22 protein-coding genes are annotated in these 25,617 nt (G+C 65.9%); 17 read left to right on the plus strand and 5 right to left on the minus strand.

Annotated elements, in window-relative coordinates; all coding sequences use genetic code 11:
* Positions 1-21 precede the first annotated feature (21 nt).
* The 6 genes from ACQR03_RS15475 (at position 22) to ACQR03_RS15500 (ending at position 7,893) form a co-directional block, all read left to right on the plus strand.
* On the plus strand, positions 22-1,446 hold the full coding sequence (locus ACQR03_RS15475; protein ID WP_316201365.1) for an efflux RND transporter periplasmic adaptor subunit: 1,425 nt from the start codon (positions 22-24) through the stop codon (positions 1,444-1,446).
* Positions 1,443-4,613: an efflux RND transporter permease subunit gene (locus tag ACQR03_RS15480; RefSeq protein WP_316169439.1), complete on the plus strand. Its 3,171-nt coding sequence runs from the start codon at positions 1,443-1,445 to the stop codon at positions 4,611-4,613. Before ACQR03_RS15475 ends, ACQR03_RS15480 begins: the two co-directional genes overlap by 4 nt.
* Positions 4,614-4,766: 153 nt before the next feature.
* Complete coding sequence (locus ACQR03_RS15485) at positions 4,767-5,483, plus strand: Spy/CpxP family protein refolding chaperone (RefSeq protein ID WP_434841690.1); 717 nt, start codon at positions 4,767-4,769, stop codon at positions 5,481-5,483.
* 217 nt (positions 5,484-5,700) lie between these two features.
* Positions 5,701-5,979: a metal/formaldehyde-sensitive transcriptional repressor gene (locus ACQR03_RS15490; RefSeq protein ID WP_315714001.1), complete on the plus strand. Its 279-nt coding sequence runs from the start codon at positions 5,701-5,703 to the stop codon at positions 5,977-5,979.
* A gap of 8 nt (positions 5,980-5,987) precedes the next feature.
* A complete protein-coding gene (locus ACQR03_RS15495; RefSeq protein WP_315752670.1) occupies positions 5,988-7,064 on the plus strand; it encodes a nickel/cobalt efflux transporter in 1,077 nt (358 codons plus the stop codon).
* Positions 7,065-7,692: 628 nt separating this feature from the next.
* On the plus strand, positions 7,693-7,893 hold the full coding sequence (locus ACQR03_RS15500) for a hypothetical protein (RefSeq protein ID WP_315734232.1): 201 nt from the start codon (positions 7,693-7,695) through the stop codon (positions 7,891-7,893).
* A 119-nt stretch (positions 7,894-8,012) separates the two neighbouring features.
* On the opposite strand, the gene ACQR03_RS15505 is transcribed toward ACQR03_RS15500, so the two are convergent.
* Positions 8,013-8,528 (minus strand): hypothetical protein, encoded by a 516-nt coding sequence (locus tag ACQR03_RS15505; protein WP_315752668.1) that lies wholly within the window; start codon positions 8,526-8,528, stop codon positions 8,013-8,015.
* A 138-nt stretch (positions 8,529-8,666) separates the two neighbouring features.
* Entirely contained in the window at positions 8,667-10,214 is a 1,548-nt protein-coding gene (locus tag ACQR03_RS15510) for an acetolactate synthase large subunit (RefSeq protein ID WP_315752667.1), read from the minus strand.
* A gap of 278 nt (positions 10,215-10,492) precedes the next feature.
* On the opposite strand from ACQR03_RS15510, the gene ACQR03_RS15515 reads away from it, so the two are divergent.
* Positions 10,493-11,065 (plus strand): L,D-transpeptidase, encoded by a 573-nt coding sequence (locus ACQR03_RS15515; RefSeq protein WP_315713996.1) that lies wholly within the window; start codon positions 10,493-10,495, stop codon positions 11,063-11,065.
* A 21-nt stretch (positions 11,066-11,086) separates the two neighbouring features.
* A complete protein-coding gene (locus ACQR03_RS15520; RefSeq protein WP_409998669.1) occupies positions 11,087-11,929 on the plus strand; it encodes a DUF2927 domain-containing protein in 843 nt (280 codons plus the stop codon).
* Between the two features lie 267 nt (positions 11,930-12,196).
* On the opposite strand, the gene ACQR03_RS15525 is transcribed toward ACQR03_RS15520, so the two are convergent.
* The 3 genes from ACQR03_RS15525 to ACQR03_RS15535 all read right to left on the minus strand — a co-directional run bounded on the left by ACQR03_RS15525 (position 12,197) and on the right by ACQR03_RS15535 (position 15,830).
* On the minus strand, positions 12,197-13,342 hold the full coding sequence (locus ACQR03_RS15525) for a M48 family metallopeptidase (protein WP_315752666.1): 1,146 nt from the start codon (positions 13,340-13,342) through the stop codon (positions 12,197-12,199).
* Positions 13,317-14,450, minus strand: a complete 1,134-nt coding sequence (locus ACQR03_RS15530; protein ID WP_315714374.1) for a DUF898 family protein — start codon at positions 14,448-14,450, stop codon at positions 13,317-13,319. The genes ACQR03_RS15525 and ACQR03_RS15530 overlap by 26 nt, the downstream gene beginning before the upstream one ends.
* A gap of 207 nt (positions 14,451-14,657) precedes the next feature.
* Positions 14,658-15,830, minus strand: a complete 1,173-nt coding sequence (locus ACQR03_RS15535) for an isovaleryl-CoA dehydrogenase (protein ID WP_315752665.1) — start codon at positions 15,828-15,830, stop codon at positions 14,658-14,660.
* A gap of 217 nt (positions 15,831-16,047) precedes the next feature.
* On the opposite strand from ACQR03_RS15535, the gene ACQR03_RS15540 reads away from it, so the two are divergent.
* From ACQR03_RS15540 to ACQR03_RS15580, 9 genes are all read left to right on the plus strand, one after another.
* Positions 16,048-17,343, plus strand: a complete 1,296-nt coding sequence (locus ACQR03_RS15540) for a cytochrome P450 (protein WP_315752664.1) — start codon at positions 16,048-16,050, stop codon at positions 17,341-17,343.
* 183 nt (positions 17,344-17,526) lie between these two features.
* The gene (locus ACQR03_RS15545) at positions 17,527-18,798 is read left to right on the plus strand and encodes a cytochrome P450 (RefSeq protein ID WP_315713991.1); all 1,272 of its coding nucleotides are present in this window, start codon (positions 17,527-17,529) and stop codon (positions 18,796-18,798) included.
* Between the two features lie 276 nt (positions 18,799-19,074).
* The gene (locus ACQR03_RS15550) at positions 19,075-19,614 is read left to right on the plus strand and encodes a thiamine pyrophosphate-binding protein (protein WP_316191658.1); all 540 of its coding nucleotides are present in this window, start codon (positions 19,075-19,077) and stop codon (positions 19,612-19,614) included.
* Positions 19,614-20,195 (plus strand): thiamine pyrophosphate-dependent enzyme, encoded by a 582-nt coding sequence (locus tag ACQR03_RS15555; protein ID WP_434841691.1) that lies wholly within the window; start codon positions 19,614-19,616, stop codon positions 20,193-20,195. Before ACQR03_RS15550 ends, ACQR03_RS15555 begins: the two co-directional genes overlap by 1 nt.
* A 162-nt stretch (positions 20,196-20,357) precedes the next feature.
* On the plus strand, positions 20,358-21,524 hold the full coding sequence (locus tag ACQR03_RS15560) for an acyl-CoA dehydrogenase family protein (protein WP_315713988.1): 1,167 nt from the start codon (positions 20,358-20,360) through the stop codon (positions 21,522-21,524).
* Positions 21,525-21,533: 9 nt separating this feature from the next.
* Entirely contained in the window at positions 21,534-22,646 is a 1,113-nt protein-coding gene (locus ACQR03_RS15565) for a CaiB/BaiF CoA transferase family protein (RefSeq protein WP_434841692.1), read from the plus strand.
* Between the two features lie 2 nt (positions 22,647-22,648).
* Positions 22,649-23,497 carry an FAS1-like dehydratase domain-containing protein gene (locus ACQR03_RS15570; RefSeq protein ID WP_316169443.1) on the plus strand — a complete coding sequence of 283 codons (849 nt, stop codon included), beginning with the start codon at positions 22,649-22,651 and terminating at the stop codon, positions 23,495-23,497.
* A gap of 175 nt (positions 23,498-23,672) precedes the next feature.
* The gene (gene mdlC, locus ACQR03_RS15575; RefSeq protein ID WP_434841693.1) at positions 23,673-25,295 is read left to right on the plus strand and encodes a benzoylformate decarboxylase; all 1,623 of its coding nucleotides are present in this window, start codon (positions 23,673-23,675) and stop codon (positions 25,293-25,295) included.
* A gap of 43 nt (positions 25,296-25,338) precedes the next feature.
* A complete protein-coding gene (locus tag ACQR03_RS15580) occupies positions 25,339-25,614 on the plus strand; it encodes a hypothetical protein (RefSeq protein ID WP_315713984.1) in 276 nt (91 codons plus the stop codon).
* Positions 25,615-25,617: the final 3 nt, after the last annotated feature.

Genomic DNA, 25,617 nt, shown 5'->3' on the forward strand with positions numbered 1-25,617 from the left:
CGCGCGCCTCACGGTGATGTCATGAACACATTGCGTCTGCTCGCGGCCGTTACGCTCGGCGCCGGCCTTGGTTTGGGTGGTCTCTGGTCGATCCAGACATCGCCGCCGTCGCTCCGCCCCCATCTTGCCGCCACGGCGGCGGAGCGGATGCCGCTGTATTATCGCGATCCCAGCGGCGCCCCTGCCTGGTCGGCAGGCCCCAGGAAGGACGAGCGCGGGCGGGACTACCTGCCGGTCTACGACGACGATCAAGCCGCGCCCGCCCCCGCCAAGCCGAAGCAGCAGGCGGACTCCTCGCGCCGGATTCTCTACTACCGCAATCCCATGGGCCTGCCTGACACGTCGCCTTCTCCGAAGAAGGACCCGATGGGAATGGACTACGTTCCCGTCTACGAGGGCGACGATGCCGAGGATGGCGCGGTGAAGCTGTCGCCCGGCAAGATCCAGCGGACGGGCGTGAGATCCACGCCGGTCGAGCGGCGCACGCTCCGCATCGCCGTCAAGGCACCGGGAACGATCCAGCTCGACGAGCGCCGAGTCTCCGTGATCGCGATGCGGGCCGAGAGCTTCGTGCAGAAGGTCGCCGACGTGACCACGGGCACGCGCGTGAAGGCGGGCCAGCCGCTGATGGAGATCTACAGCTCTGCGATGGCCGCGGCCGCAGCCGAGTATCTCTCCACCATCAATTCCAGCATCGTCGGCGGCAACGCAACCTACGGCCGCGGCGCGCGCCAGCGCTTGACCAATCTGGACGTCCCGGAGCCGGTGATCATGGCGATGGAGAGGTCGCGCGTCGCACCGATCACGGTTCAATGGTCGGCGCCGCGCGATGGCGTCGTGCTGGAGCGCAATGCGACCGAAGGCATGCGCGCCAATCCGGGCGACGTGCTGTTCCGGATCGCCGACATCTCGACGGTCTGGGCCTTGGTCGATGTCGCCGAACGCGACCTCGGCAGCATCGCCGTCGGACAGCCCGTGACGATCCATGCGCGCAGCTTCGCGGGCCGAACCTTCGCCGGCTCGATCGCAGTCGTCTATCCCCAGGTGAACAAGGACACGCGGACGGCGCGCCTACGGATCGAGCTCGCCAATCCGGACCTCGCGCTGCTCCCCGACATGTATGTCGATGCCGAGATCGACACCGCGGACCCGGCGCCGCTCTTGGCCGTGCCCGCTGATGCCGTGCTCGACACCGGCAGGCGCCAGGCGGTCCTCATCGACAAGGGCGGCGGCCGCTACGAGCCGCGCGCCGTGACGCTCGGCCGCCGCGGCGCCGGCTATGTCGAGGTGCGCGATGGCCTGTCGGATGGCGAGGCGGTCGTCATCTCGGCCAACTTCCTGATCGACGCCGAAAGCAACCTGAAGGCCGCGCTGAAGAGCTTCGCGGACTCCGACGAAGCGCAATCCGCCGGCAGCGACCACGCCGGCATGGGAGACCACAAATGATCGCCCGCATCATTGCCTGGTCGGCGCGCAACCTGCTGCTGGTCCTGTTCGGGACCGGCTTCGCCGCCGCAGCCGGGCTCTACGCACTCATTCACCTGCCGCTCGACGCGATTCCCGATCTGTCGGACACCCAGGTGATCGTCTACACCGAGTATCCCGGTCAGGCGCCTGAGGTCATCGAAGACCAGGTCACCTATCCCCTGACGACCGCCATGCTCACGGTGCCGAAGTCGAAGGTCGTGCGCGGCTTCTCGTTCTTCGGCGTGTCGTTCGTCTACGTCATCTTCGAGGACGGCACCGACATCTACTGGGCGCGCTCGCGCGTGATGGAGTTCCTGAACAGCGCGGCCTCGCGGCTTCCGGCGGGGATCACGCCGACGATCGGCCCGGACGCGACCGGCGTCGGCTGGGTCTACCAATACGCCGTCATGTCGAAGGAGCTGAATCTCGCCGACACCCGCACGATCCAGGACTGGAACCTGAAGTTCGCGCTCGCCAAGGCCGAGGGTGTCGCCGAGGTCGCGAGCATCGGCGGCTTCGTCAAGCAGTACAACGTCGTGCTCGACCCGCAGCGCATGCGCGACCGCGGCATCAGCCTGCAGAAGATCCGCGACGCGATCCGCGCCAGCAATGCCGATGTCGGCGGCCGGACGGTCGAGCTGTCCGAGTTCGAATACGTCATCCGCGGCAAGGGCTATCTGAAGAGCATCAACGATCTCGGCAACATCGTGCTCAAGAGCTCAGGCGGCACGCCCGTGCTGCTGCGCGACGTCGCCAATGTCGAGCTTGGCCCCGACGAACGGCGCGGCATCGCCGAGCTCAATGGCGAGGGCGAGGTCGCCAGCGGCATCGTACTACAGCGCTTCGGCGTCAACGCGCTCGACGTGATCGAGAACGTCAAGAAGCGCCTGCATGAGATCGCGAGCAGCCTGCCCAAATCGGTCGAGATCGTTCCGGTCTACGACCGCTCGAACCTGATCTATGCCGCCATCGACACGCTGAAGCACACGCTGCTCGAGGAGAGCATCGTCGTCGCCTTCGTCTGCATCGTGTTCCTGCTGCACGTCCGCAGCGCCCTGGTCGCCATCCTGATGTTGCCGGTCGGCGTGCTGATGGCGTTCGGCGCGATGAAGCTGCTCGGACTCGGCTCGAACATCATGAGCCTGGGGGGCATCGCGATTGCGATCGGCGCCATGGTGGATGCCGCGATCGTCATGATCGAGAACGCCCACAAGCATCTGGAGCGTGCCGAGCCCGACGCATCACGCGTCCAGATCCTGATCGACGCGGCCGCGGAGGTCGGTCCCGCCCTGTTCTTCAGCCTGCTGATCATCACCGTGTCGTTCATGCCGATCTTCACGTTGGAATCGCAGGAAGGCCGGCTGTTCAGCCCGCTCGCCTTCACCAAGACGTTCTCGATGGCGGCAGCGGCGCTACTCTCGGTGACGCTGGTGCCGGCGCTGATGGTGATCTTCGTGCGCGGCAGGATCGTTCCCGAGCATCGCAATCCGATCAACCGCTTGCTGATCTGGATCTACCGGCCGGTCATCAAGGGTGTGCTGCGGGCCAAGACGCTCGTGATCCTCGCCGCGGCCGCCGTGCTCGCCATCACCGTCTGGCCGGCACGCCAGCTCGGCACCGAATTCATGCCGAGCCTGAACGAGGGCACGCTGCTCTACATGCCGACCACCCTGCCCGGCATCTCCGTCACCAAGGCCGCCGAGCTGATGCAGATGCAGGATCGGATCATCAAGTCGTTCCCCGAGGTCGCCTCTGTCTACGGCAAGGCCGGGCGGGCGGCGACCGCCACCGACCCCGCGCCGACCGAGATGTTCGAGACGGTCGTCAACCTCAAGCCCAGGGAGCAGTGGCGTCCCGGCGTCACGATCGACAGCCTCGTTGCCGAGATGGACAAGGCGCTGCAATTCCCCGGCGTCTCCAACGCCTGGACCATGCCGATCAAGGCGCGCATCGACATGCTCTCGACCGGCATCCGCACGCCGATCGGCGTCAAGGTAATAGGCACGGACCTGACCGAGATCGATCGTCTGGCCAAGCAGATCGAGCGGGTGATCAAGACCGTCCCCGGAACCTCCTCGGCCTATGCCGAGCGCGGCATCGGCGGCTATTACCTTGAGATCACGCCCGACCGCGAGGCCCTCGCCCGCTACGGACTCCTGGTCCAGGACGTCCAGGATACGATCGCGGCCGCGCTCGGCGGCCAGACGGTCACCACGACGGTGGAGGGCCGGCAGCGCTTCAGCGTGAACATGCGCTATCCGCGCGATCTCCGCGACAATCCGAAGGCCATCGCCAGCGATGTCCTGGTGCCGATGCCCTCAGGCGGCGCCGTGCCGCTCGGCGAGGTCGCGAAGGTCGAGCCGGCACGTGGCCCCACCTCGATCCGCACCGAGAACGGCCAGCTCGCGACCTACATCTATGTCGACATCCGCGACCGCGACATCGGCAGCTACGTCGCGGACGCGCAGCGCGCCGTCACCGAGAGCATCCAGTTTCCGGCCGGCACCTATGTACTCTGGAGCGGCCAGTATGAGTATCTGCAACGCGCGACTGCCCGGCTCAAGATCGTCATTCCCGTGACGCTCACCATCATCTTCCTGCTGCTGTATCTGAACTTCAGGGCCATGACCGAAACCCTGATCGTGATGCTGTCGCTGCCGTTCGCGCTGGTGGGCGGCATCTGGATGATGTGGTGGCTCGGCTTCAATCTGTCGGTCGCCGTCGCCGTCGGCTTCATTGCGCTTGCCGGCGTCGCCGCAGAGACCGGCGTCGTGATGCTGATCTATCTCGATCACGCGCTGGCCGCGGTGAAGGCGAGGCGCAGCGTCGAAGGCTGTCCGGTGAATCGGCAGGATCTCCAGGACGCGATCATGGAAGGCGCGGTCGAGCGCGTGCGCCCGAAGATGATGACCGTTGTCGCGATCATGGCGGGCCTGCTGCCGATCATGTGGAGTACGGGCACAGGGTCAGAGATCATGCAGCGCATCGCCGTGCCGATGATCGGCGGCATGATTTCGTCGACCCTGCTCACCCTCATCGTGATTCCGGCCATCTTCGGTCTGGTCAAGGGACGCAGCCTGTCGACCAGAACCGGGACGGCGGCAAGCGCCTCGAGCGGGTCGCAGGACGTGCAAAGGGCAGCTTGATCCACCGACAGCGAGAGGAGAGACGATGAGAAATTTCGCGACAGGAGCTCCGGTGGTCGCGGCGGCGCGGCTAAGGCGCCCGATCACGGTCAGCGACTAGCCGTACCGGCGCTGACAACGAACGATCGTCACCCCTGAGCCCGCCGACCGTTGATGTGGATCAACCTGAATGGCCCACGTCTGGCCATTGTTGATCGCCCCCTGAAGGAGGACTTGGTCATGCAAAAATTGCCCCTGGCTTTTCTGTTGGCGTTTTCTGCTTTGGCGCATCCCGCCTTTGCTCAATCCTCTAGTGACCATTCGGCCCATCATCCTGATCAGAAGGAAGCGCCAGCAACTGATGCCGGCAAATCGACCAGCGGGGCGAGTTCGTCACAGACCATGATGGGCGGCGGCATGATGAAGATGATGGACGGCATGCCGATGTCCAACATGATGCCGATGATGTCCGGCATGACGCGGCCGTCCGACGATTGTATGGGCGGCATGGAGGTGCTCGATCATGTGGAGGGACGGATCGCGTTCCTGCGGGCGGAGCTCAAGATCACGGACGCCCAGATGCCGGCATGGAACGGCTTCGCCGACGCGTTTCGCGCGCGTGCGAAGACGCTCGGCGATCTGCGGACTGCGATGATGTCGCAGGCCGGCTCGGAGACGGTGCTCGACCAGCTGACCGCACAGGAAAAATCGCTATCGGCTCGCCTCGACGCCACGCGAGCGATCAAGACCGCCCTGAGCGACCTCGTCGCAACCTTTTCCGACGAGCAGCGAAAGGTGGCCGACGAACTGCTCGCGCCCAATCTCGGCATGCCGCCGATGGGGATGCGGGGCGGCCGAATGAGCTCCATGCGGATGCAGCGGGGCCATTAGGAGAGGACCTGCTCCATGAAGCCGTCGACTCCGCCTCCGCCTGGCGGTCGTCAATCCGAACGGGGGATCCGCGGCGCTCGTCGGTTTCGTGCAATGACCGGTACGACGGGGTTGCCTGGGGCCGATCGGCAAGCGGATACGCCGCGAGCGTCGCATTCGACGTCTGCGGTCGACATGGGAAGTTGGCCTATATAGGGTACCCCCCTATATTATCCCGATGTCGCACACCATCAAACACAAGTCCAAGCTCCTCGCACGGGTCCGGCGCATCAAGGGCCAGATCGATGCGGTGGAGCGCGCGCTCGAAGCGGAGTTGGGCTGCGCCGACGTGCTCATGCTCGTCGCGTCGGTCAGGGGCGCAATCGGAGGCCTGACCACCGAGCTGCTGGAAGATCACATCCGGCACCATGTCGTGGACCCCGCGCACGAAAGCGATCCCGACAAGGCCAAGGGCGCCGCCGACCTGATCGAAGTGGTCCGGACCTATCTGAAGTGAGACTGGCATTGACCGATCTGTCTCAACTGCTCCAGCAAGGCAGCGCGCATGCGTGGCTGTTCGTGCCCAGCGCGATTGCCCTGGGTGCGCTGCATGGCCTGGAGCCCGGTCATTCCAAGACCATGATGGCCGCCTTCATCGTCGCAATCCGCGGCACCGTCCTGCAGGCCGTGCTGCTCGGCCTCTCGGCGACCATCTCCCACACCGCGATCGTATGGGTGATCGCACTCGCCGGTCTTCACTTCGGTCAGGAGCTTTCGGGCGAGCGCAGCGAAGCCCTTCTGCAACTGATCTCGGCCGTCGTCATCATCGGCATCGCGGCCTGGATGGTCTGGCGCACCTGGCGGGACCAGAGTGGACACCATGACCATGACCATGACCATCATCACCATCACGACGCGCTGCGATCGGTCGCGCTTGCCGGCCACGCGCTGTCGGTGGAGATCTTCGAAGATGGCGTGCCGCCGCGTTGGCGGATCCGGAACGACACCGGCGCACTCCCACCCGCCGACACGCTCCACGTCACGACCGTTCGTGGAGACGGCCGCGAGCAGCAGTTCAGTTTCCGGGCCAGCGGCGACGCCTTGGAGAGCATCGAGGAGATCCCGGAGCCGCACGCGTTCAAGGCGCGGATCACGCTTGCTGGCGCCTCCGTCGAGATCCTGTTCGAGGAGCATACCCACGATCACATGGACCTCGGCGACGAGGACGATGCCCATGCGCGCGCCCACGCCGACGACATTCGACGGCGCTTCGCCGGCCGTACGGTCACGACCGCACAGATCGTCCTCTTCGGACTGAGCGGCGGTCTGATCCCTTGCCCCGCCGCCATCACGGTCCTGCTGTTGTGCCTTCAACTGAAGCAGTTCAGCCTGGGCTTCATCCTGGTGCTCTGCTTCGGCATCGGCCTGGCCATCACCATGGTGTCCGTCGGCGTTCTGGCCGCACTCAGCCTTCGGCATGTCGAGCGCCACTGGTCCGGCTTCAGCCGCCTCGCGCACCAGGCGCCCTATCTCTCGGCTGCTCTGATCGTACTGGTCGGGACCTATACGGGTTGGCTGGGACTGCACCAACTGATGACTTGAGGCGAAAGCGCGACCTAAGCCGATCCGGCGCCACAGAGGATCCATGGGCGAATTCGTCCGTGAATGTCGGCCGGACTAGCCTCTCATCGGCAGATCGAACCGCCGCCGATCGATCGCCTCGCGCTCCAACAGTCCCGCCGCCCGCGCAGAGATCCGGCGTAGATCTGACGGCGGCGCTCCTGGCTCTCCGTAGCGGCGTCGATGCGAGATCATCGATGTCGCGCGCAGCTTCCAGGCAGCGCCCGAGCTTGGCGGGCATGCCGAGGTCCTGGTCGTGGGCTCGAGCGACCTCCGCCAGGATCTCGGCACCGCGCTGAGGCCGATTGGCATGCCATTCATTCCCATGACGCCGCGAGCCCACCGCACCGCGATGAGAGCCCGAAGCTCGCAGCCGCAGTTGGAGGCTGCTGTGTCGATGCACTGGGCCAAATTGGCCTCGCTCACCCGCGCATGGGCTCCCTGCGTCCGGCACAATCGTCACAGAATGCCCTCGCCGCTGCCCGTGCCGCCGGTGCAAGTCGGCTTTTGCGGGGCGGAACTCTCACGTTTTCCTGATTCCTGCGTCAGAACGCCGCTGGTCGAATTCGCCTATGGTCCGGCGCGTTTCCAACCCACGGAGGTTTTCCGCATGCGTAAACTGATCATCGCTACCGCCGCCCTCGCGTTCGTCTCGTCGGCCGCTCTTGCCCAGTCCACCGAGAAGCCGATGACGACCACCGGCCAGTCGGCGAAGAGCGGCGACGCCATGGGCGGGGGCGACGACATGAAGATGAGCAAGACGAAGAAGAAGTCGGCGAAGAAGTCGTCCGGCGACGCCATGTCGAAGTAAGGCGTGGGAGCGCCTGTCCGCAGGCTCCACATGCGCGACGAGATCGGGCCGCTCCTCTCAGGGGCGGCCCTTGTTCATTCGCGTCGACCGGCGATCGCGCACCTCTTCTGCGAGATGTCTCAGCCGGCGGCGAGTCCCATCTGCTGCAATCGCCCCGCGAACCAGGCCGACAAGACCGGATCGATCCGGGCGCCGACATAGACCTCGGGTGTGATCACGCTCCGGCGGTCGAGAATCACCAGCACGCCGATCCAATACGCAAACCACAGATGCGGGTCGGTCAGCGCCATCAGCTTGTGGCGGTCGTGCGCCAACGGCTGGTGGTTGCCGGCCTTGCGGACCTCGATCGCCAGCAGATTGTCGGGCACGGCGCGCTTGTGGACGACGATGTCCGGGTAGATCGATTTTCCCAGCTCGTCATCGGTCGAGACGATGGTCCCGCGCGGCAGCAGCATGGCGCGGTCGCCGAGCCGGTTGTAGTCGCAATCGACGTCCCAGCCGAGGAAGTTGCGCTCCAGATGCACCGCGAGCCGGTGCGTCAAAGCGCGCTCACCGAGATCGCGGTCGAGGATGAAGCGCTCGCGCGCATAGAACTCCTGCAACGCGGAGATCAGCCGGTTCAATTCGCTGTGCATGCCGCCCAAACAAAACAAACGGTGGAGACGTCACCATCAACACGCGATCGTGCTGAGTCGCCAACCACATAAATGCGGCGATGACGCTGCCATCAACCGGCGGCCGATTTACGGCCGCCGGGTTGCGGGCGGAGGAACCTACATCTGCACTTCGATCAGGCGCGGACCGTATTCGGCGTTCGCCTCGGCCAGCGCGGCATTGAACTCGTCGGCCGAGGTGACGGCGCGGCCGGGGACGCCCATGCCCTTGGCCATGGCGACGAAGTCGAGCGTCGGGCGGTCGATCTTGAGCATGTCCTGGGCGCGCTGGCCGGGCTCGCCGGCGCCGACGCCGTCGAACTCGCCGCGCAGGATCTGGTAGATCCTGTTGGCGAACACCACCGTGACGACGTTGAGGTTCTCGCGCGCCTGGGTCCACAGCGACTGGATCGTGTACATCGCGCTGCCGTCGCCCACGAGGCACATGACCTTGCGGTCCGGGCAGGCCACCGCGGCGCCGGTCGCGACCGGGGTCGAGAAGCCGATCGAGCCGCCCATGTTCTGCAGCCAGTCATGCGGCTTGGCGGCCGCTGTCGGCGGGAAGAAGCCGCGGCCCGTGGTGATGGATTCGTCGACGACGATCGCGTTCTCGGGGATCGCGTAGGCGATCGCCTGGGCGATGGTGGTGTGGTTGAGCGCCCCTAGCGGCTTGATCAGCTCGGCGAGCGGCTGCGGCTTCACGTCGGCCGGCTTGGCGCCGAGATGGCCGGCCAGCGCCTCGAGCGCCGCGGCCGAGTTCTCGCCCCAGGCGGTCATGCGGTGCACCTCGGTGCCCTCGGCCTTGAGCATGCTCGGCTTGTTCGGATAGGCGAAGAAGGCGACGGGGTCGTTGGCCTCGACCAGCACGATGTGCTTGTAGTTCTTCAGGATCGGCAGCGCCTGCTCGATCACGTAAGGGATGCGGTCGATCGAGAAGCGGCCGGCGCCGCGCGCCATGCGCGGGTGATAGGTCTGCCCCATCACGCGGCAGCCGGTCTTGCCGGCGATCTGCTGGGCGAAGGTCAGCGCCTGCTCGGTCAACGCGCCCGCGGTCATCAGCACCAGGGTTTCTGGGCCGTGGGCGTGCAGGATCTTGGCCGCCTTCTCCACCGCGTCAGCCGAATAGCTCGGGCGCTGCGCCTCTCCCGGAACCTGGGCAATGCCGTCGGCCTCGTTCCAGGCGGTGTCGGCGGGTAGGATCAGGGTGGCGATCTGCGGCGGCGCGCTCTTGGCGGCGGCGATCGCGGCGGCGCCGTCGGCGGCCACGGCCTTGGCGCTCGGCGAGGTCCGCACCCAGTCCGACATCGGCCGCGCCAGGCCCTCGATGTCCGAGGTCAGCGGCGCGTTGAAGCCGATGTGGTAGGTGGCGTGCTGGCCGACGATGTTGACGATGCCCGAGCGGGCCTTCTTGGCGTTGTGCAAATTGGCAAGGCCGTTGGCGAGGCCGGGGCCGAGATGGAGAAGCGTCGAGGCCGGCGTGCCCTTCATGCGGAAATAGCCGTCGGCGGCGCCGGTCACCACGCCTTCGAACAGGCCGAGCACGCAGCGCATGCCCTCGACACGGTCGAGCGCGGCGACGAAGTGCATCTCGGAGGTGCCCGGATTGGTAAAGCAGACGTCAACGCCGCCCGCGACCAGGGTCCGCACCAGGCTTTCCGCACCGTTCATCCTATTCTCCTGCTGATTCCGCGCGCCATTTGCAATGCTGGGCAGATCAATCATTGTTCGCCCGCGGCGTCAAAGGGGCTGGCCGCATTGCTGCCATCGCCGCGGTGCTCATGCGCGGGCTTGGCTAACAGGATGTTGGTCCAGGACGCGCGCGATTTTCCGTGGGATTTGGGTCACGGACCGTCGCCACATACCGGCCTCACGCCGCCGTGGGTTGCGAAGTGCAACCGTTTATGGCCTGTCTGCGAACGGAATTTGATGTTTGCCAGGGGATGGAAATGAAGCGCTGTTTGGCTTTGGGAATTGCTGCGGTCGCGTCGGTGGCAAGCGCCGGGATGGCGCGGGCGGAAATGTTCGACACCAGGGACCTCTTCGGCGGCGGGCCGAACTTCTACCAGAGCGGCGTGAGCCCGATTCCGCGCCAGACCGTGATGTTCCAGAGCCAGTATGCGCCCGGCACGATCATCGTGAACACCAGCGAGCGCCGGCTCTATCTGGTCCTGCCCGGCGGCCAGGCGTTGCGCTACGGCATCGGTGTCGGCCGTGACGGGTTCCGCTGGAGCGGAGTGCACCGCATCACCGCGAAGAAGGAATGGCCGGCCTGGACCCCGCCGTCGCAGATGCTGCGGCGCCGGCCCGACCTGCCGCGCCACATGGCCGGCGGCATCGAGAACCCGCTCGGCGCCCGCGCGATGTATCTCGGCTCCACGCTGTACCGCATCCACGGCTCGAACGAGCCCGAGACGATCGGCCAGGCGGTATCGTCGGGCTGCTTCCGCATGACCAATGACGACGTCGCCGACCTCTACGACCGCGTCTCGGTCGGCGCCACCGTGATCGTCAAGAACTGAGAGCCGCACGCGACCACGACGATGAGGCAATGTCACAGCGCGCATCCTCGCCGGCAGCACCGGTGCTCCGGGCGTCCCCTGCGGAGCGCGGTGGCTGCCGCGCTGGCTGCGCTCGTGACCGTGGTGGTCCCGCTGCCGGCGTCGGCCGCCGAAATTCCGGCGATCGCCGCCCGCCAGCGCATCGAGAAGAAGAGCTTCACCGACGCCGAGATCACCGACGGCTTCTTCAAGACCGCCTTCGGCGCCGAGTATCACCTGGCGGGCCGGGTTGACCGCATCCGGAAATACAGCGCGCCGGTGCGGGTGTTTGCCGACGGCCGCCGCGCCGACCGCAAGGCGCAGCTCGCCAAGGTCGTCAAAGATATCGCCGCCCGCATCCGCAACCTCGACATTGCGATGACCGAGACCGACGGCGACGCCAATGTCCGCGTCAAGCTGGTGCGCGACCGCGACCTCTACCACACCATCAGCCAAGCCTATGGCAGCGAGCGCGCGCGCGAGATCAAGACCTCGCTGGATCCGCAATGCCTGTCCGGCTTCCGCAAGAACGAGGCGTTCGAGATCGAGCGCTCCGACGTCATCCTCACCGTCGACAACGGCGATTTCGTCTTCCTCGATTGCGCCTATGAGGAGCTGCTGCAGTCGCTCGGGCCGATCAACGACACCTCGAGCGTGCCCTGGACGATGTTCAACGACAACGTCTCGATGGGCTATTTCGACGTCTACGACCAGTACATCCTCAACCTGCTGTACGACCCGCGCGTCAAGGCCGGCATGACGCTCGCCGACGTCAAGGCGGTGCTGCCGGACGTGCTGGCCGATGTGCGGGCCTGGGTGAGGAAGACCAACAATCTGGCGGAGTGAGCGGTCGGTTGATCCGAACGCGCTTTTGATCGCCTCATTGAGAGCCCGGACGCCGCCTCAGCCTCCGCTGTCGTCCCTGCGAACGCAGGGACCCATACGCCGCGGCCTCTGCAAGTGGCAAGCTGAGCGACGCCCGCTTCCAACAACAAGGTTCGGTGGTTATGGGTCCCTGCGTTCGCAGGGACGACACCGAATGTATGGCAACGCTGTCGGCACAAATCGACGCCAAGCGCAGCCGTCGCCCGAACGCCAAACGCGTCCCAATGCCTAGCGACAAATCCCCTTCAGCGCCCGCCACTCCTCCGCACTGAGCAGCGGCGGGCCGCTCGGCGGCCGGTCCTCGGCGCGCATGCGGGCGAGACGGTCCTCGCTGAGCGGATGACTGGCCCACAGCGACGGGCGCTTGCCGTCCTCCTTGCCGGTGATGCGGAACAGCAATTCGCCCATCGGGCGCGTCGGCCGTCCGAGCTTGTGCATCACCTCGATCGCGAAGCCGTCCGCGGCCGCCTCCGCCTCGCGCGAATAGGACGCGTTGATCATGGCCCGCGAGGCGAAGATCGCCGCACCCGCGCCGGTGACGTCGCCGAACAGCAGGCCGATCAGGAACGAGCTGCCGCCATTGTGGATCATCTGCCGCAGGTTGTCGCGGTGCTTGAGGTGGCCGAGCTCATGCGCCAGCACGCCGGCGACCTCGTCGGGGTCATTGGCCTTGTCGAGCAGCCCCCTGAACAGGAAGAATCGCCCGCCCGGCAGCGCGAAGGCGTTGGGGATCGGCGTGTCCAGCACCTGCGACGCGATGCTGTCGTCGAGGCCGGCGGGGCGGCGCAGCGCCGTGACTAGCTTGGCGAACGCGGCCTGCCCCGCCGCCTCGCTGCAGAGCTTGTCGCCGAACACGGTCTGGATCTGCACCACGGCGGCCTCGCCGAGATGCCGCTCCATGGTCGGCGGCACCAGGGGCGTCAGCCGGTCGGAGGCGAACGGAATCACCACCAGCACGACGGCGACGATCGAGGCGGCGGCGGCCAGCGACCAGCCGACGATGCGCGTGATGGCGCCGCGGGTCATCCTGTTCTGGTCGATGTGGCTGCAGCGCGCGATCAGCTCGGCCGACAGCGCTGCGTCGCGGATCTCCAGCCGCGCCAGCGGCGACGCCGACAGGCAGCTCACGCGCAGCGTGCCGCTCGGCCCATCGACGCGGCGGATGTCGGCATAGGGCCAGGAGACGAAATTGTCGGCGCTGCGCATCACCAGCTGATTGGCAAAGCCGATCGTGACCACCTGCCGCCGGTTGGACAGGCCGTCGAAATAGACCGCAGGGCCGCCGAGCGGAGCGGCAAGCTCGACCGGCGTGGCGGCGGCCGGCGCAGCAGCGCCCGCCGGCCCGGAATCAGAATCCGGCGACGTCGAGTCCATCGGCAAATCCTTCGCCGAGCGCGCTGGCCAGATCGCCCTTGGCGGCGACATTGGCCATGGCCTCGATGCCATGCACTTGAACCGACTGCAGCACGGTCGCCCACATGTCGCGCACCAGATAGAGCCGCATCACGACGTTGAGCGCCAGGATCCAGGCGACGTAGCCCAATCCGACCAGCACCAGCATCGGTATGTTGTCAGACAGCGCCTGCACCTGAGGCAGGCCGTCGCTTCCCGGCCCCAGCAGTTTGATCATCAGCGCGGCGACGCCACTGAAATAGGCGCCGGAGGCGACCGACAGCAGAAACCACCAGCCGATCACCTTCCAATACAGACCATAGAACGCGTTGCCGGGCAGGTCCGATTCCAGACGCACGCCGCCGAAGCGGATGCCCGACAGCCACCAGCGCCACTCGATCGCTTTGAACTGCGCATAGACGAACGGAAACAACGGAAACAGCAGCAGCGCAAACGGCGCGATGACCCACAGATACCAGGCGCGCTTGAAGAACTCCCAGCCGCGTCCCTCGAAGTCGCCGCTGAGATCGCCATAGTGCGAATGCCGCATCTTGTAGCGCTCGAGCGCGGCGGCGCGCCACGGCCAGGCCAGCCCCAGCGTGACCACCGTCAACAAGGTCCACAGCATGGCGCGCCCGGCATAGGCCCAGCCCGAGCCGGTCATCCAGAATCGGATGCCGCGCCAGACCGTGCGCGTCAGGCGGTAGCGGCGCGCGCGGAAGATCGCGAACTGGCCGAAGGCGTAGAAGGCGATCACCAGCGGCACGCTGGCGAAGGCCTTGAAGCGCTCGGCCTCGACGCCGACGAGGAAGTAGGCAAGGTAGATCGGGACCAGGATCGCCATCGCGAACAGGAAGCCAATCAGGAGCTCCTTGCCGCGGCCGGTATATTCGGCGGCATCACCGTCGACGGCCGTGTTGACCCAGAGATGACGGCGGATGTCGGTCGCAAGCCAGAACCGGTAGAAGCCCAGCGTGATCAGTTCGATGGCCGCCCCGCGGCTGACCAGCCGGAAGAACTCGCCACGCGCACCCGAGAAGGTGGCGGTGAGAGGCGGAAGCGGCGGCGGCTGCTCCGGAACGTAGCTCATCTGGTTCACGGCTCAAGCCTCCGACACCCGCAAAAGATCTACAATATACCTCGATGGTTCGTCGCCGGGACGACTTCGAGGTTCGACGTATTTTCTACGCAAGTCGGCCGGAAAAAAACACCGGCCTCGACGAGGATGACTAAAATATCTGCATCCGGCCGGTTGGCGAACGCATGTCCCGCATACGCCAACCGCTTGGTCTGCGCCTCAAGACGTCTTCTCGAACAATTCCCGCCCGATCAGCATGCGGCGGATCTCGCTGGTGCCGGCGCCGATCTCGTAGAGCTTGGCGTCGCGCAGCAGCCGCCCGGTCGCATAGTCGTTGATATAGCCGTTGCCGCCGAGCAGCTGGATCGCATCGAGCGCACATTGCGTCGCCTTTTCGGCGGCGAACAGAATCGCGCCGGCGGCGTCCTCACGCGTCGTCTCGCCCCGATCGCAGGCCTTGGCCACGGCATAGACATAGGCGCGCGCGGCATTCATCGTCGTGTACATGTCGGCAACCTTGCCCTGCACGAGCTGGAAGGTGCCGATCGGCTGGCCGAACTGCTTGCGCTCGTGCACGTAGGGTAGCACCGCGTCCATGCAGGCCTGCATGATGCCGAGCGGACCTGCCGCGAGCACCGCGCGCTCGTAATCGAGGCCACTCATCAGCACGTTGACGCCGCGGCCGACCTGCCCCAGCACGTTCTCCTCCGGTACCTCGCAATCCTCGAACACCAGCTCGCAGGTGTCGGAGCCGCGCATGCCGAGCTTGTCGAGCTTCTGCGCGGTCGAGAAGCCCTTCATGCCCTTCTCGATGATGAACGCGGTGATGCCGCGCGGGCCTCCTTGCGGATCGGTCTTGGCATAGACCACCAGCGTCTCGGCGATCGGACCATTGGTGATCCACATCTTGTTGCCGTTGAGGACGAAGCGGTCTCCCTTCTTGTCGGCGCGGGTCTTCATCGACACCACGTCGGAGCCGGCCTGCGGCTCGGACATCGCCAGCGAGCCGACATGCTCGCCCGAGATCAGCTTCGGCAGATATTTGCGCTTCTGCGCCTCGTTGCCGTTGCGGCGGATCTGGTTGACGCAGAGGTTGGAGTGGGCGCCGTAGGACAGGCCCACCGAGGCCGAGGCGCGCGAGATCTCTTCCATGGCGATGCAGTGCTCGAGATAGCCGAGGCCGGAACCGCCATACTCTTCCTCCACCGTGATGCCGTGCAGGCCGAGCTCGCCGATCCTGGGCCAGAGATCGCGCGGAAACTGGTTGGAGCGGTCGATCTCGGCAGCGCGCGGCGCGATCTGCTCTTGCGAAAAGCTCGCCACCGTCTCGCGAATCGCGTCTGCGGTCTCGCCGAGATCGAAATTGAACATGCGCTGCGCGTTGGCGATCATGGGGCGGCCTCCTGCTAGTCTTCTGCTTTGCAACAATCGCCCAAAGCCATATTCCGTGACGTGGCGCTTGTCACGCCCGACGTCCGGACAAATACCAGCGTTGCGACGCAAGACCGGCCCGGCGGCCCCACTCCGCGCTTGCCCCGCGCTCCCGGGCAGGATGTAATCGCACCCAACATCGCCGGACAGCTCAAATCCGGCCATCAGGGAGACGTCCATGCACGGGACCACCACGACGGCCGAGGCACAGCGACACGCCGCAGCAGGCGAGCGCGTCGACGACGCGGCCGCCCGCCGCGCCGCATCGTTGCCGCTCGCCGAATTCGACCCCGGTCATCCGGAGTTGTTCCGTACCGACACGCACTGGCCCTATTTCGACCGGCTGCGTCGCGAGGATCCGGTGCACTACTGCAAGGAGTCGATGTTCGGCCCCTACTGGTCGATCACCCGATACGACGACATCATGGAGATCGAGACCAACCACGCGGTGTTCTCCTCGGCGTCCGCCCTCGGCGGCATCACCATTCGCGACGTCGATCCTGACCTGCGCCGCGAGAGCTTCATCGCGATGGATCCGCCGCGCCATGCCGCGCAGCGCAAGACCGTGGCACCGATGTTCACGCCGACACATCTCGACGAGCTCGCGATCAACATCCGCAAGCGCTCCGCCGAATGCCTGGACAATCTGCCTGTCGGCGAGGTGTTCGACTGGGTCGATCGCGTCTCGATCGAGCTGACCACGCAGATGCTGGCGGTGCTGTTCGACTTCCCCTGGGAAGACCGCCGCAAGCTGACGCGCTGGTCGGATATCGCGACCACGATCCCCGGCCCCGATGGGCTTGTCGCGACCGAGGACGAACGGCAGGCCGAACTGATGGACTGTGCGCGCTATTTCGCCCGGCTCTGGCAGGAGCGCGTCAACCAGCCGCCGAAGAGCGACCTGCTGTCGATGATGGCCCACAGCGAGGCGACCCGGAACATGGACCCGAAGAACTTCCTCGGCAATCTCGTGCTCCTGATCGTCGGCGGCAACGACACCACGCGCAATACCATGTCCGGCAGCATCTATGCGCTCAGTCAGAACCCTGATCAGTACCGCAAGCTCAAGGACAACCCCGCGCTGATCGACAGCTTCGTCCCCGAGGTCATCCGCTGGCAGACCCCGCTCGCCCACATGCGCCGCACCGCGCTGGAAGACATCGAGTTCCGCGGCAAGCAGATCAAGAAAGGCGACAAGGTCGTGATGTGGTACGTCTCGGGCAACCGCGACGAGGCCGCCATCGAGCGTCCCTACGACTTCATCATCGACCGTGTCAGGCCGCGCCAGCATCTGTCATTTGGCTTCGGCATCCACCGCTGCGTCGGCTTGCGATTGGCCGAACTGCAACTCAAGATCATCTGGGAGGAGATCCTGAAACGATTCGATCATATCGACGTGATGGACGAGCCGAAGCGGGTCTATTCGAGCTTCGTGAAGGGATATGAGACGTTGCCGGTACGGATTGCAGTGTGAACTGATTGCGGTGCAGATCAACTTTGCCGTCATGCCCCGCGCAGGCGGGGCATCCCGTATTCCGGAGAACGATATTGCAATATGATTGACGTCTCGACGTACTGGATCGTCCGCCTTTGCGGAGGATGACGTGAGTACGATCGGTACGGCAGCAAGAAACAGCAGCAAGAAAAGGACCACCCCATGACCGTCCAGGCCGCGCTTCGCTCCGATAAGGCCGATCTGCTGCGCGACGCGCGCCTCGAGGCCTACTCGACGCCGATCGAGGACTTCCATCCCGGCGCGCCCCGGCTGTTCCAGAACGACACGATCTGGCCGTGGTTCGAGCGGCTGCGCAAGGAGGCGCCCGTGCACTACTGCACCAAGGCGCCGATCGAGCCCTATTGGTCGGTGACGCGCTATCACGACATCATGCATGTCGATACCAACCACGCGGTCTTCTCGTCGGACGTCAGCAATGGCGGAATCATGATCCGCGACGTGCCGCCGGGCTATGAGTGGCCGAGCTTCATCGCGATGGACGAGCCCCGCCATGGCGAGCAGCGCAAGACCGTGCAGCCGATGTTCACGCCGGACCATCTCGACGAGATGGCGGTGCTGATCCGGCAGCGCTCGGCCAAGGTGCTGGATTCGCTGCCGCGCAACGAGACCTTCAACTGGGTCGAGAAGGTCTCGATCGAGCTGACGACACAGATGCTGGCGACCCTGTTCGACTTCCCGTTCGAGGAGCGCCGCAAGCTGACGCGCTGGTCGGATGTCTCCACCGCCCTGCCCAAGAGCGGCATCGTTTCGTCGGAGGAGGAGCGCCGCCGCGAGCTCGGCGAATGCGCCGAGACCTTCGGCCGGATGTGGAAGGCGCGTCAGGCCGAGCCCGGCCGCGACCTGATCTCGATGATGGCGCACAGCGAGGCGACGCGGCACATGACGCCGGACAATCTGATGGGCAACCTGATCCTGCTCATCGTCGGCGGCAACGACACCACCCGCAATACGATGACGGCATCGGTGCTGGCGTTGAACGAGAACCCGGCCGAGTATCAGAAGCTGCGCGACAATCCGGCGCTGATCGAGACCATGGTGCCCGAGGTGATCCGCTGGCAGACGCCGCTCGCCCACATGCGCCGCACCGCGCTGGTCGATACCGAGCTCGGCGGGAAGACGATCAAGAAGGGGGACCGCGTCGTGATGTGGTACGTCTCGGGCAACCGCGACGGGGAGGTGATCGAGAACCCCGACGCCTTCATCATCGACCGCAAGCGGCCGCGCATTCATCTCTCATTCGGCTTCGGCATCCACCGCTGCGTCGGCATGCGACTCGCCGAGTTGCAGCTGCGCATCGTCTGGCAAGAGATCCTCAAGCGCTTCGACCGCATCGAGGTCGTGGGCGAGCCGAAGCGGGTCTATTCCAGCTTCGTCCGCGGCTATGAATCGCTGCCGGTGCGGATCCCGGGGTGAGTTCCTGTTGCTCCCGCCACTCCACATGACGATCGCGTGGTCGGCCGCATGGGGCCTCATGGTTCGAGACGCGCCGCGAGCGGCGCTCCTCACCATGAGGGTGAGGAGCCGCGCACCGGCGTCTCGAACCATGAGGCCTCCCCAGCCGGACCACGAGGCCCTAGGCTGCCTATGAGAATCCGGCATGGCGGGTTGAACGAGATTCAATGGGCTTCGACGGTCGTTTCTGGCTAAATCATCCGCTGCACCATCGGTGCTCATGAACCTCAGGACGCCATGGCCGCTTCCGACACGCCCACCACCGACTGGCCGCTCGCCATCTACGAGACGCTGAAGGCGGCCGACGTCCGTCAGCTGTGCTACGTCCCCGACGCCGGCCATTCCCGCCTGATCGGCCTCGCCCATGACGATCCCACGATCGCCACCACGGTCCTGACCACCGAAGAGGAAGGTGTCGCGCTCTCCGCCGGCGCCTGGCTCGGCGGGCAGCGCGCAGTGCTGCTGATGCAGTCGAGCGGCGTCGGCAATTGCGTCAACATGCTGTCGTTGCTTCAGAGCTGCCGCTTCCCGTTCCTCGCCTTCGTGACGATGCGCGGCGAGTGGGCCGAGTTCAATCCGTGGCAGGTGCCGATGGGCAAGGCGACGCAGGCGGCCTTCGAGATCATGGGCGTCACGGTGTTCCGGCTGGAACGTCCCGAAGACGCCGGCGAGATGGCGGCCGCTGCAGCGAGGCTCGCGTTCGACAGCGATCAGCCGATCGCGGTGCTGATCTCCCAGCGCATGATCGGCGCCAAGAAGTGGACGGAGGCGAAGTGATGGGAGCACCGCTCGACCGCCGCACCGCCGTCAAGGCGCTGCTGCAGAACCGTGGCGACCTGCTGGTCGTCAGCGGCCTCGGCTCATCGTCCTACGACGTGTTCGCCGCGGGCGATCACGACGCCAACTTCTATCTCTGGGGCGCGATGGGCGGCGCGGCCATGATCGGCCTGGGTCTCGCACTGGCGCAGCCATCGCGCCCGGTCGTCGTCGTCACCGGCGACGGCGAACAACTGATGGGGCTCGGCAGCCTCGCGACTGCAGCCGCGAAGAAGCCCAAGAATCTCTCGATCGTCGTGCTCGACAACGCCCATTTCGGCGAGACCGGGATGCAGATGAGCCATTCCGGGCTCGGCGCAAATCTCGAGCTGATCGCGACCGGAGCCGGCTTTCCCTCCGTCAGCACGCTCGAGGACAGCGCGGCGCTCGACGCCTTCCGGCCAAAGCTGCACGCGTTCTCCGGGCCGCACTTCGCCCGCGTCGCGATCTCGACCGATCACGTTGACCGCGCGCTGCCCGCACGCGACGGTGTCTTCCTCAAAAACCGTTTCCGCGGTCATCTCGGATTTCCCGTCAGCTAGAACGTCGCCGCAGGCGGCCTGCTCTGTCGCTCCGGCAAGGCTGCTCGGCTGCAACGCTGGCATTCCAAGCTTGCCAAGCGTGACCCGCTTGGTCATAGGCTATCAGGAAACAAGTCCAGGGAGAGAGCCCAGGCCGCGTCACGGCGGCCGGCGGAGCAACACATGACAGACCAGCATCAGCACGACGATTACGCCGATATCCGCGACGCGGTGGCCAAGCTGTGCGCGCAGTTCCCTGGTGAATATTGGCGCAAGCTCGATCGCGAGATGGCCTATCCCTCGGCCTTCGTCGATGCGCTGACCGAGGCGGGCTATCTCTCCGTGCTGATTCCCGAGGAATATGGCGGCGCGGGATTGAAGCTGTCGGCCGCTGCGGCAATCCTCGAGGAGATCCAGCGTGCCGGCTGCAATGGCGGCGGTTGTCACGCCCAGATGTACACGATGGGCACGGTGCTGCGCCACGGCTCCGCCGAGCAGAAGGCGAAGTGGCTGCCTAAGGTCGCCAGCGGCGAGTTGCGGCTGCAGGCTTTCGGCGTCACCGAACCCACTTCGGGCACCGACACGACGTCGCTGAAGACGGTCGCGAAGCGCGACGGCGACAGCTATGTCGTCAACGGCCAGAAGATCTGGACCAGCCGCGCGGAGCATTCCGACCTGATGATCCTGCTCGCGCGCACCACGCCGAAAGAGCAGGCGCAGAAGCGCACCGATGGTCTGTCCGTCTTCATCGTCGACATGCGCGAGGCCAAGAAGGCCGGGCTCACCATCCGCCCGATCCGGACGATGATGAACCACGCCACGACGGAAGTGTTCTTCACCGACATGCGGGTGCCGGCGGAGAACCTGATCGGCGAGGAAGGCAAGGGCTTCCGCTACATCCTCTCCGGCATGAACGCCGAGCGCATCCTGATCGCGGCCGAATGCGTCGGCGACGCCAAATGGTTCATCGCGAAAGCCACCGCCTATGCCAAGGAGCGCGTCGTGTTCGGCCGGCCGATCGGCCAGAATCAAGGCATCCAGTTCCCGATCGCCAAGGCCTATGCGTCGATGCGCGCGGCCGAGCTGATGGTCAAGGAGGCCACGCGCAAATACGAGGCCGGGCTCGACTGCGGCGCCGAGGCCAATATGGCCAAGATGCTCGCGGCCGATGCGTCGTTCGAGGCGGCCAATGCCTGCATCCAGACCCATGGCGGCTTCGGCTTCGCCGAGGAGTACGACGTGGAGCGCAAATTCCGCGAGACGCGGCTGTATCAGGTGGCGCCGATCTCGACCAACCTCATTCTCTCCTACGTCGCCGAGCACGTGCTCGGCATGCCGCGCTCGTATTGAGGTCGGGCCATGCTGCCGCTTGAAGGGATCATTGTCGTCGCCGTCGAGCAGGCGGTGGCCGCACCGTTCTGCTCGTCGCGTCTCGCCGATGCCGGCGCTCACGTGATCAAGATCGAGCGGCCCGAGGGCGATTTCGCCCGCGGCTACGACGCCGCCGCCAAGGGTCAGAGCAGCTATTTCGTGTGGCTCAACCGCGGCAAGGATTCCGTCGTCGTCGACCTCTCAAGGCCGGAAGGTCGCGCCGAACTGGAGAAGCTGATCGCCGGCGCCGACGTGCTGCTGCAGAACCTGAAACCCGGCTCGATGGACAGAATGGGCTTTGCCCGTGAGCGGCTGCGCAAGGACTATCCGAAGCTGATCTGCTGCACCATCACCGGCTATGGCGACTCCGGTCCCTACGCCGATCGCAAGGCCTATGACCTGCTGATCCAGGCCGAGAGCGGGCTGGCCTCGATCACCGGCGGGCCGGACGGCCCCTCCCGCGTCGGCATGTCGATCGTCGACGTCGCGACCGGCGCGACGGCGCATGCCGCGATCCTGGAGGCGCTGATCAGGCGCGGCCGCACTGGCGAAGGCGCCGACATCAGGATCTCGATGTTCGACGTGATGGCCGACTGGCTCACCGTGCCGCTGCTCAACGCGGAAGCCGGCAATGCGCCGAAGCGCATCGGCCTCGCCCACCCCTCGATCGCGCCCTATGGCGTGTTCACCTCGAAGGACGGCAAGGACATCCTGATCTCGATCCAGAGCGAGCGCGAGTGGAAGACGCTGTGCGCCAAGGTGCTGGACCAGCCCACATTGCCGGACGATCCGCGCTTCGCCAACATGGTCGCGCGCGTGCGCAACCGCGCGCTGACCGACGGGATCGTTGCGGAGCGCTTCGCGGCGCTGTCGCGCGATGAGCTGCTGGCGAAGCTCGCCGCCGCCGATATCGCCTTTGCCGAGGTCAACAGCATGGCCGACCTGTCCGTTCATCCGCATCTGCGGCGCATCGAGGTCGACACGCCGAACGGCGTCGTCAGCTATCCCGCGCCGGCGGCGATCGTGGTCGGCGACGACAGGCATTACGGCGCCGTGCCCGCGATCGGCGAGGCCGCCTCGCCGCATCAGCGAAAGGGATGATCATGACGGACACGCTCGATCTCGATCACCTCCGGCAATGGGTCGGCCGCAGCGCCGAGGCCACCGACCTCGTCACCCCGCAGCTCACCAAGGGGCTGCGCGCGACGCTGTTCCAGGAGATCGGCGAACCGACAACCGGCGACATCGCGCCCTACACCGTGCACTGGTGTTTGGGCCAGCCGGTGTTTCCACACGATCAGCTCGGCCCCGACGGCCATCCGACCCGCGGCGGCTTCCTGCCGCCGGTGCCGCTGCCGCGCCGCATGTGGGCGGGCGGCGAGGTGCAGTTCATCGATCCCTTGCGCGTCGGCGATGTCGCGACGCGCCTTTCGACCATCACCGACGTCACCCTGAAGAGCGGCTCGACCGGCCAGCTCTGCTTCGTGTCGGTGGAGCATGTCGTATCGACGCCGCGCGGCGTCGCGATCCGCGAGCGCCAGGACATCGTCTATCGCGACATGGGTGGCGCCCAGGCTGCGCCGGCGAAGGCGCCGCCGCCTCCGCCGGTCGCGCAGCACAGCGAGACGCGCGTCTCCGATGCCGTGCTGCTGTTTCGCTATTCCGCCCTGACCTTCAACGGCCATCGCATCCATTACGACCGCGACTACGTCACCAGGGTCGAAGGCTATCCGGGCCTGATCTTCCACGGACCTTTGCAGGCCGCGCTGCTGGTCGAGTTCGCCGCCAGACTCAAGGGCAAACCGCCGGCCAAGTTCGCCTATCGCGGCGTGCAGCCCTTGTTCGAGGGCAGCGCGTTCTCGGTGAATGCGAATGACAAGGATGGCGGCCTGGAGCTGTGGACCGCCAACGCCGAGCGACAGCCGACGATGAAGGGCACCGCGAGTTGGTGACATAGACTCTGTCGTTCCGGGGCGGTGCGTCGCGACAGAATGGCGAAGCCATTTTGGCGCAGAGCATCGAACCCGGAACCTCGAGGTGAGGGAGAAGAACCGCTCGAGATTCCGGGTTCGATGCTTCGCATCGCCCCGGAATGACGACCCACAAAAAGCACCCGAGGGAACGCCTTTGGCCAAAACAACGAAAACAACAACCAAACCCGTCACCGTCAAGCAGGCCACCTTCGAGCTGCTGCGCGCCTTCGGCATCAAGAAGGTGTTCGGCAATCCCGGCTCGACCGAGCTGCCGTTCCTCAGCGACTGGCCCGAGGACATCGACTACGTGCTCGGCCTGCAGGAGGCTTCCGTCGTCGGCATGGCCGACGGCTATGCCCAGGCGACGCGCAATGCCGGCTTCGTCAATCTGCATTCGGCGGCCGGCGTCGGCAACGCGCTCGGCAACATCTACACCGCGCACCGCAACCAGACGCCGCTGGTCATCACCGCCGGCCAGCAGGCGCGCTCGATCCTGCCGCTGCAGGCCTTTCTCTATGCCGAACGCCCGTCCGAATTCCCGCGCCCTTACGTCAAATACAGCGTCGAGCCGGCGCGGCCCGAGGACGTGCCGGGCGCGATCGCCCGCGCCTACTACACCGCGATGCAGCCGCCTTGCGGGCCGACCTTCGTCTCGATCCCGATCGACGACTGGATGCATCCGGCGCAACCGATCACCGCGCGCAAGGTGAGCCGCGAGCTCGGCCCCGATCGCGCCGCCATGGACGAACTGGTGAGCGCACTTGCCGCCGCGAAGAATCCCGCGCTCGTGGTCGGCCCCGGCATCGACCGCGCCGGCTGCGTCGAACTGATGGTCGAGGTCGCCGAGAAGGCCAAGGCCGCGGTCTGGGTCAGCCCGTTCTCGGCGCGCTGCTCATTTCCCGAGCGCCATCCGCAATTCCAGGGCTTTCTGCACGCCTCGCCCGGACAATTGTCCGACGCCCTGAAACCGCACGACCTCGTCGTCGTGATCGGCGCGCCGGTGTTCACCTTCCATGTCGAGGGCCACGCCGCGATCTTCGACGGCGCCACCACGCTTTATCAGATCACCGACGACGCAGAAGGCGCCGCGGTGCCGCCGGTCGGCACCAGCATCATCGCCACGATGCGGCCGGCGCTGTCGCTGCTGCTGGAGCTGCTGCCGGAGACCAGGCGCGCGGCGCCGAAGGGCCGCGTGCTACCCGACGCGCCGAAGCCATCCGATCCGATTCCGGTCGACTATCTCCTGCACACGCTGGCGCAGGCGCTTCCGGCGGGCAGCGCCGTGGTCGAGGAGATCCCCTCGCACCGGCCGGTGATGCACAAGTACATGCCAATGCCCGGCGCGGAGTCGTTCTATACGATGGCGAGCGGCGGGCTCGGCTACAGCCTGCCGGCGGCGGTCGGCATGGCGCTGGGCCGTAACACCGGCCGCACGGTGTGCCTGATCGGCGACGGCTCGGCGATGTATTCGCTGCAGGCGCTGTGGACCGCCACGCAGCGCAGGCTGCCGCTGACGGTCGTCGTCATCAACAATTCCGGCTATGGCGCGATGCGCTCGTTCAGCCAGGTCATGCAGGTGCGCAACGTGCCCGGGCTCGAGCTGCCCGGCCTCGATTTCGTCAAGCTCGCGGAAGGCATGGGCTGCGACGCAGTGCGCGTGAACCATGCCGCCGATCTCGCCGGTGCGCTGACGCGAGCCCTCGCCCATGCCGGCACGAGCCTCGTTGAGGTGATGGTCGACGCCGCGGTCCCGCTGCTCTACGCCCAGAAGGGCTGAGCCGCCGTTCGCACAGCGGACGACTTTCACGACATATGCGACAATGCGTCGCATCTTCAATGGCGGCGGCATGGCTCGCCGCGAAATGCTCATCGGCCCGCCGCAACCGTGCAACCGGCGTTCCGACTGCAACCGTTTGTTTCAAAAGCTTTCTGTTCCCCTGCGCCATCTCGTCGCGGCCGGCTTGCCGCAAACATCGCGAAATCCTGCCGTCAGCTTGCAGGCAGACGCCTTGCTGCTTGCAAGGTCCGACCATTCTGCAAGCCAAAATCATTTTCAAAAGGTTCCATCATCCAATCCAGCGTACCAAGGGAGTTGAGCT

The sequence above is a fragment of the Bradyrhizobium sp. HKCCYLS3070 genome, assembly GCF_051167575.1.
Taxonomy (GTDB): domain Bacteria; phylum Pseudomonadota; class Alphaproteobacteria; order Rhizobiales; family Xanthobacteraceae; genus Bradyrhizobium.

What these genes read in the sequence shown, in the direction of transcription:
- ACQR03_RS15475 (WP_316201365.1), top strand. Translation starts at nt 22, where the DNA reads ATGAACACATTGCGTCTGCTCGCGGCCGTTACGCTCGGCGCCGGCCTT.
- ACQR03_RS15480 (WP_316169439.1), top strand. Translation starts at nt 1,443, where the DNA reads ATGATCGCCCGCATCATTGCCTGGTCGGCGCGCAACCTGCTGCTGGTC.
- ACQR03_RS15485 (WP_434841690.1), top strand. Translation starts at nt 4,767, where the DNA reads ATGTGGATCAACCTGAATGGCCCACGTCTGGCCATTGTTGATCGCCCC.
- ACQR03_RS15490 (WP_315714001.1), top strand. Translation starts at nt 5,701, where the DNA reads ATGTCGCACACCATCAAACACAAGTCCAAGCTCCTCGCACGGGTCCGG.
- ACQR03_RS15500 (WP_315734232.1), top strand. Translation starts at nt 7,693, where the DNA reads ATGCGTAAACTGATCATCGCTACCGCCGCCCTCGCGTTCGTCTCGTCG.
- ACQR03_RS15505 (WP_315752668.1), bottom strand. Translation starts at nt 8,528, where the DNA reads ATGCACAGCGAATTGAACCGGCTGATCTCCGCGTTGCAGGAGTTCTAT.
- ACQR03_RS15510 (WP_315752667.1), bottom strand. Translation starts at nt 10,214, where the DNA reads ATGAACGGTGCGGAAAGCCTGGTGCGGACCCTGGTCGCGGGCGGCGTT.
- ACQR03_RS15515 (WP_315713996.1), top strand. Translation starts at nt 10,493, where the DNA reads ATGAAGCGCTGTTTGGCTTTGGGAATTGCTGCGGTCGCGTCGGTGGCA.
- ACQR03_RS15520 (WP_409998669.1), top strand. Translation starts at nt 11,087, where the DNA reads ATGAGGCAATGTCACAGCGCGCATCCTCGCCGGCAGCACCGGTGCTCC.
- ACQR03_RS15525 (WP_315752666.1), bottom strand. Translation starts at nt 13,342, where the DNA reads ATGGACTCGACGTCGCCGGATTCTGATTCCGGGCCGGCGGGCGCTGCT.
- ACQR03_RS15530 (WP_315714374.1), bottom strand. Translation starts at nt 14,450, where the DNA reads ATGAGCTACGTTCCGGAGCAGCCGCCGCCGCTTCCGCCTCTCACCGCC.
- ACQR03_RS15535 (WP_315752665.1), bottom strand. Translation starts at nt 15,830, where the DNA reads ATGATCGCCAACGCGCAGCGCATGTTCAATTTCGATCTCGGCGAGACC.
- ACQR03_RS15540 (WP_315752664.1), top strand. Translation starts at nt 16,048, where the DNA reads ATGCACGGGACCACCACGACGGCCGAGGCACAGCGACACGCCGCAGCA.
- ACQR03_RS15545 (WP_315713991.1), top strand. Translation starts at nt 17,527, where the DNA reads ATGACCGTCCAGGCCGCGCTTCGCTCCGATAAGGCCGATCTGCTGCGC.
- ACQR03_RS15550 (WP_316191658.1), top strand. Translation starts at nt 19,075, where the DNA reads ATGGCCGCTTCCGACACGCCCACCACCGACTGGCCGCTCGCCATCTAC.
- ACQR03_RS15555 (WP_434841691.1), top strand. Translation starts at nt 19,614, where the DNA reads ATGGGAGCACCGCTCGACCGCCGCACCGCCGTCAAGGCGCTGCTGCAG.
- ACQR03_RS15560 (WP_315713988.1), top strand. Translation starts at nt 20,358, where the DNA reads ATGACAGACCAGCATCAGCACGACGATTACGCCGATATCCGCGACGCG.
- ACQR03_RS15565 (WP_434841692.1), top strand. Translation starts at nt 21,534, where the DNA reads ATGCTGCCGCTTGAAGGGATCATTGTCGTCGCCGTCGAGCAGGCGGTG.
- ACQR03_RS15570 (WP_316169443.1), top strand. Translation starts at nt 22,649, where the DNA reads ATGACGGACACGCTCGATCTCGATCACCTCCGGCAATGGGTCGGCCGC.
- ACQR03_RS15580 (WP_315713984.1), top strand. Translation starts at nt 25,339, where the DNA reads ATGCGTCGCATCTTCAATGGCGGCGGCATGGCTCGCCGCGAAATGCTC.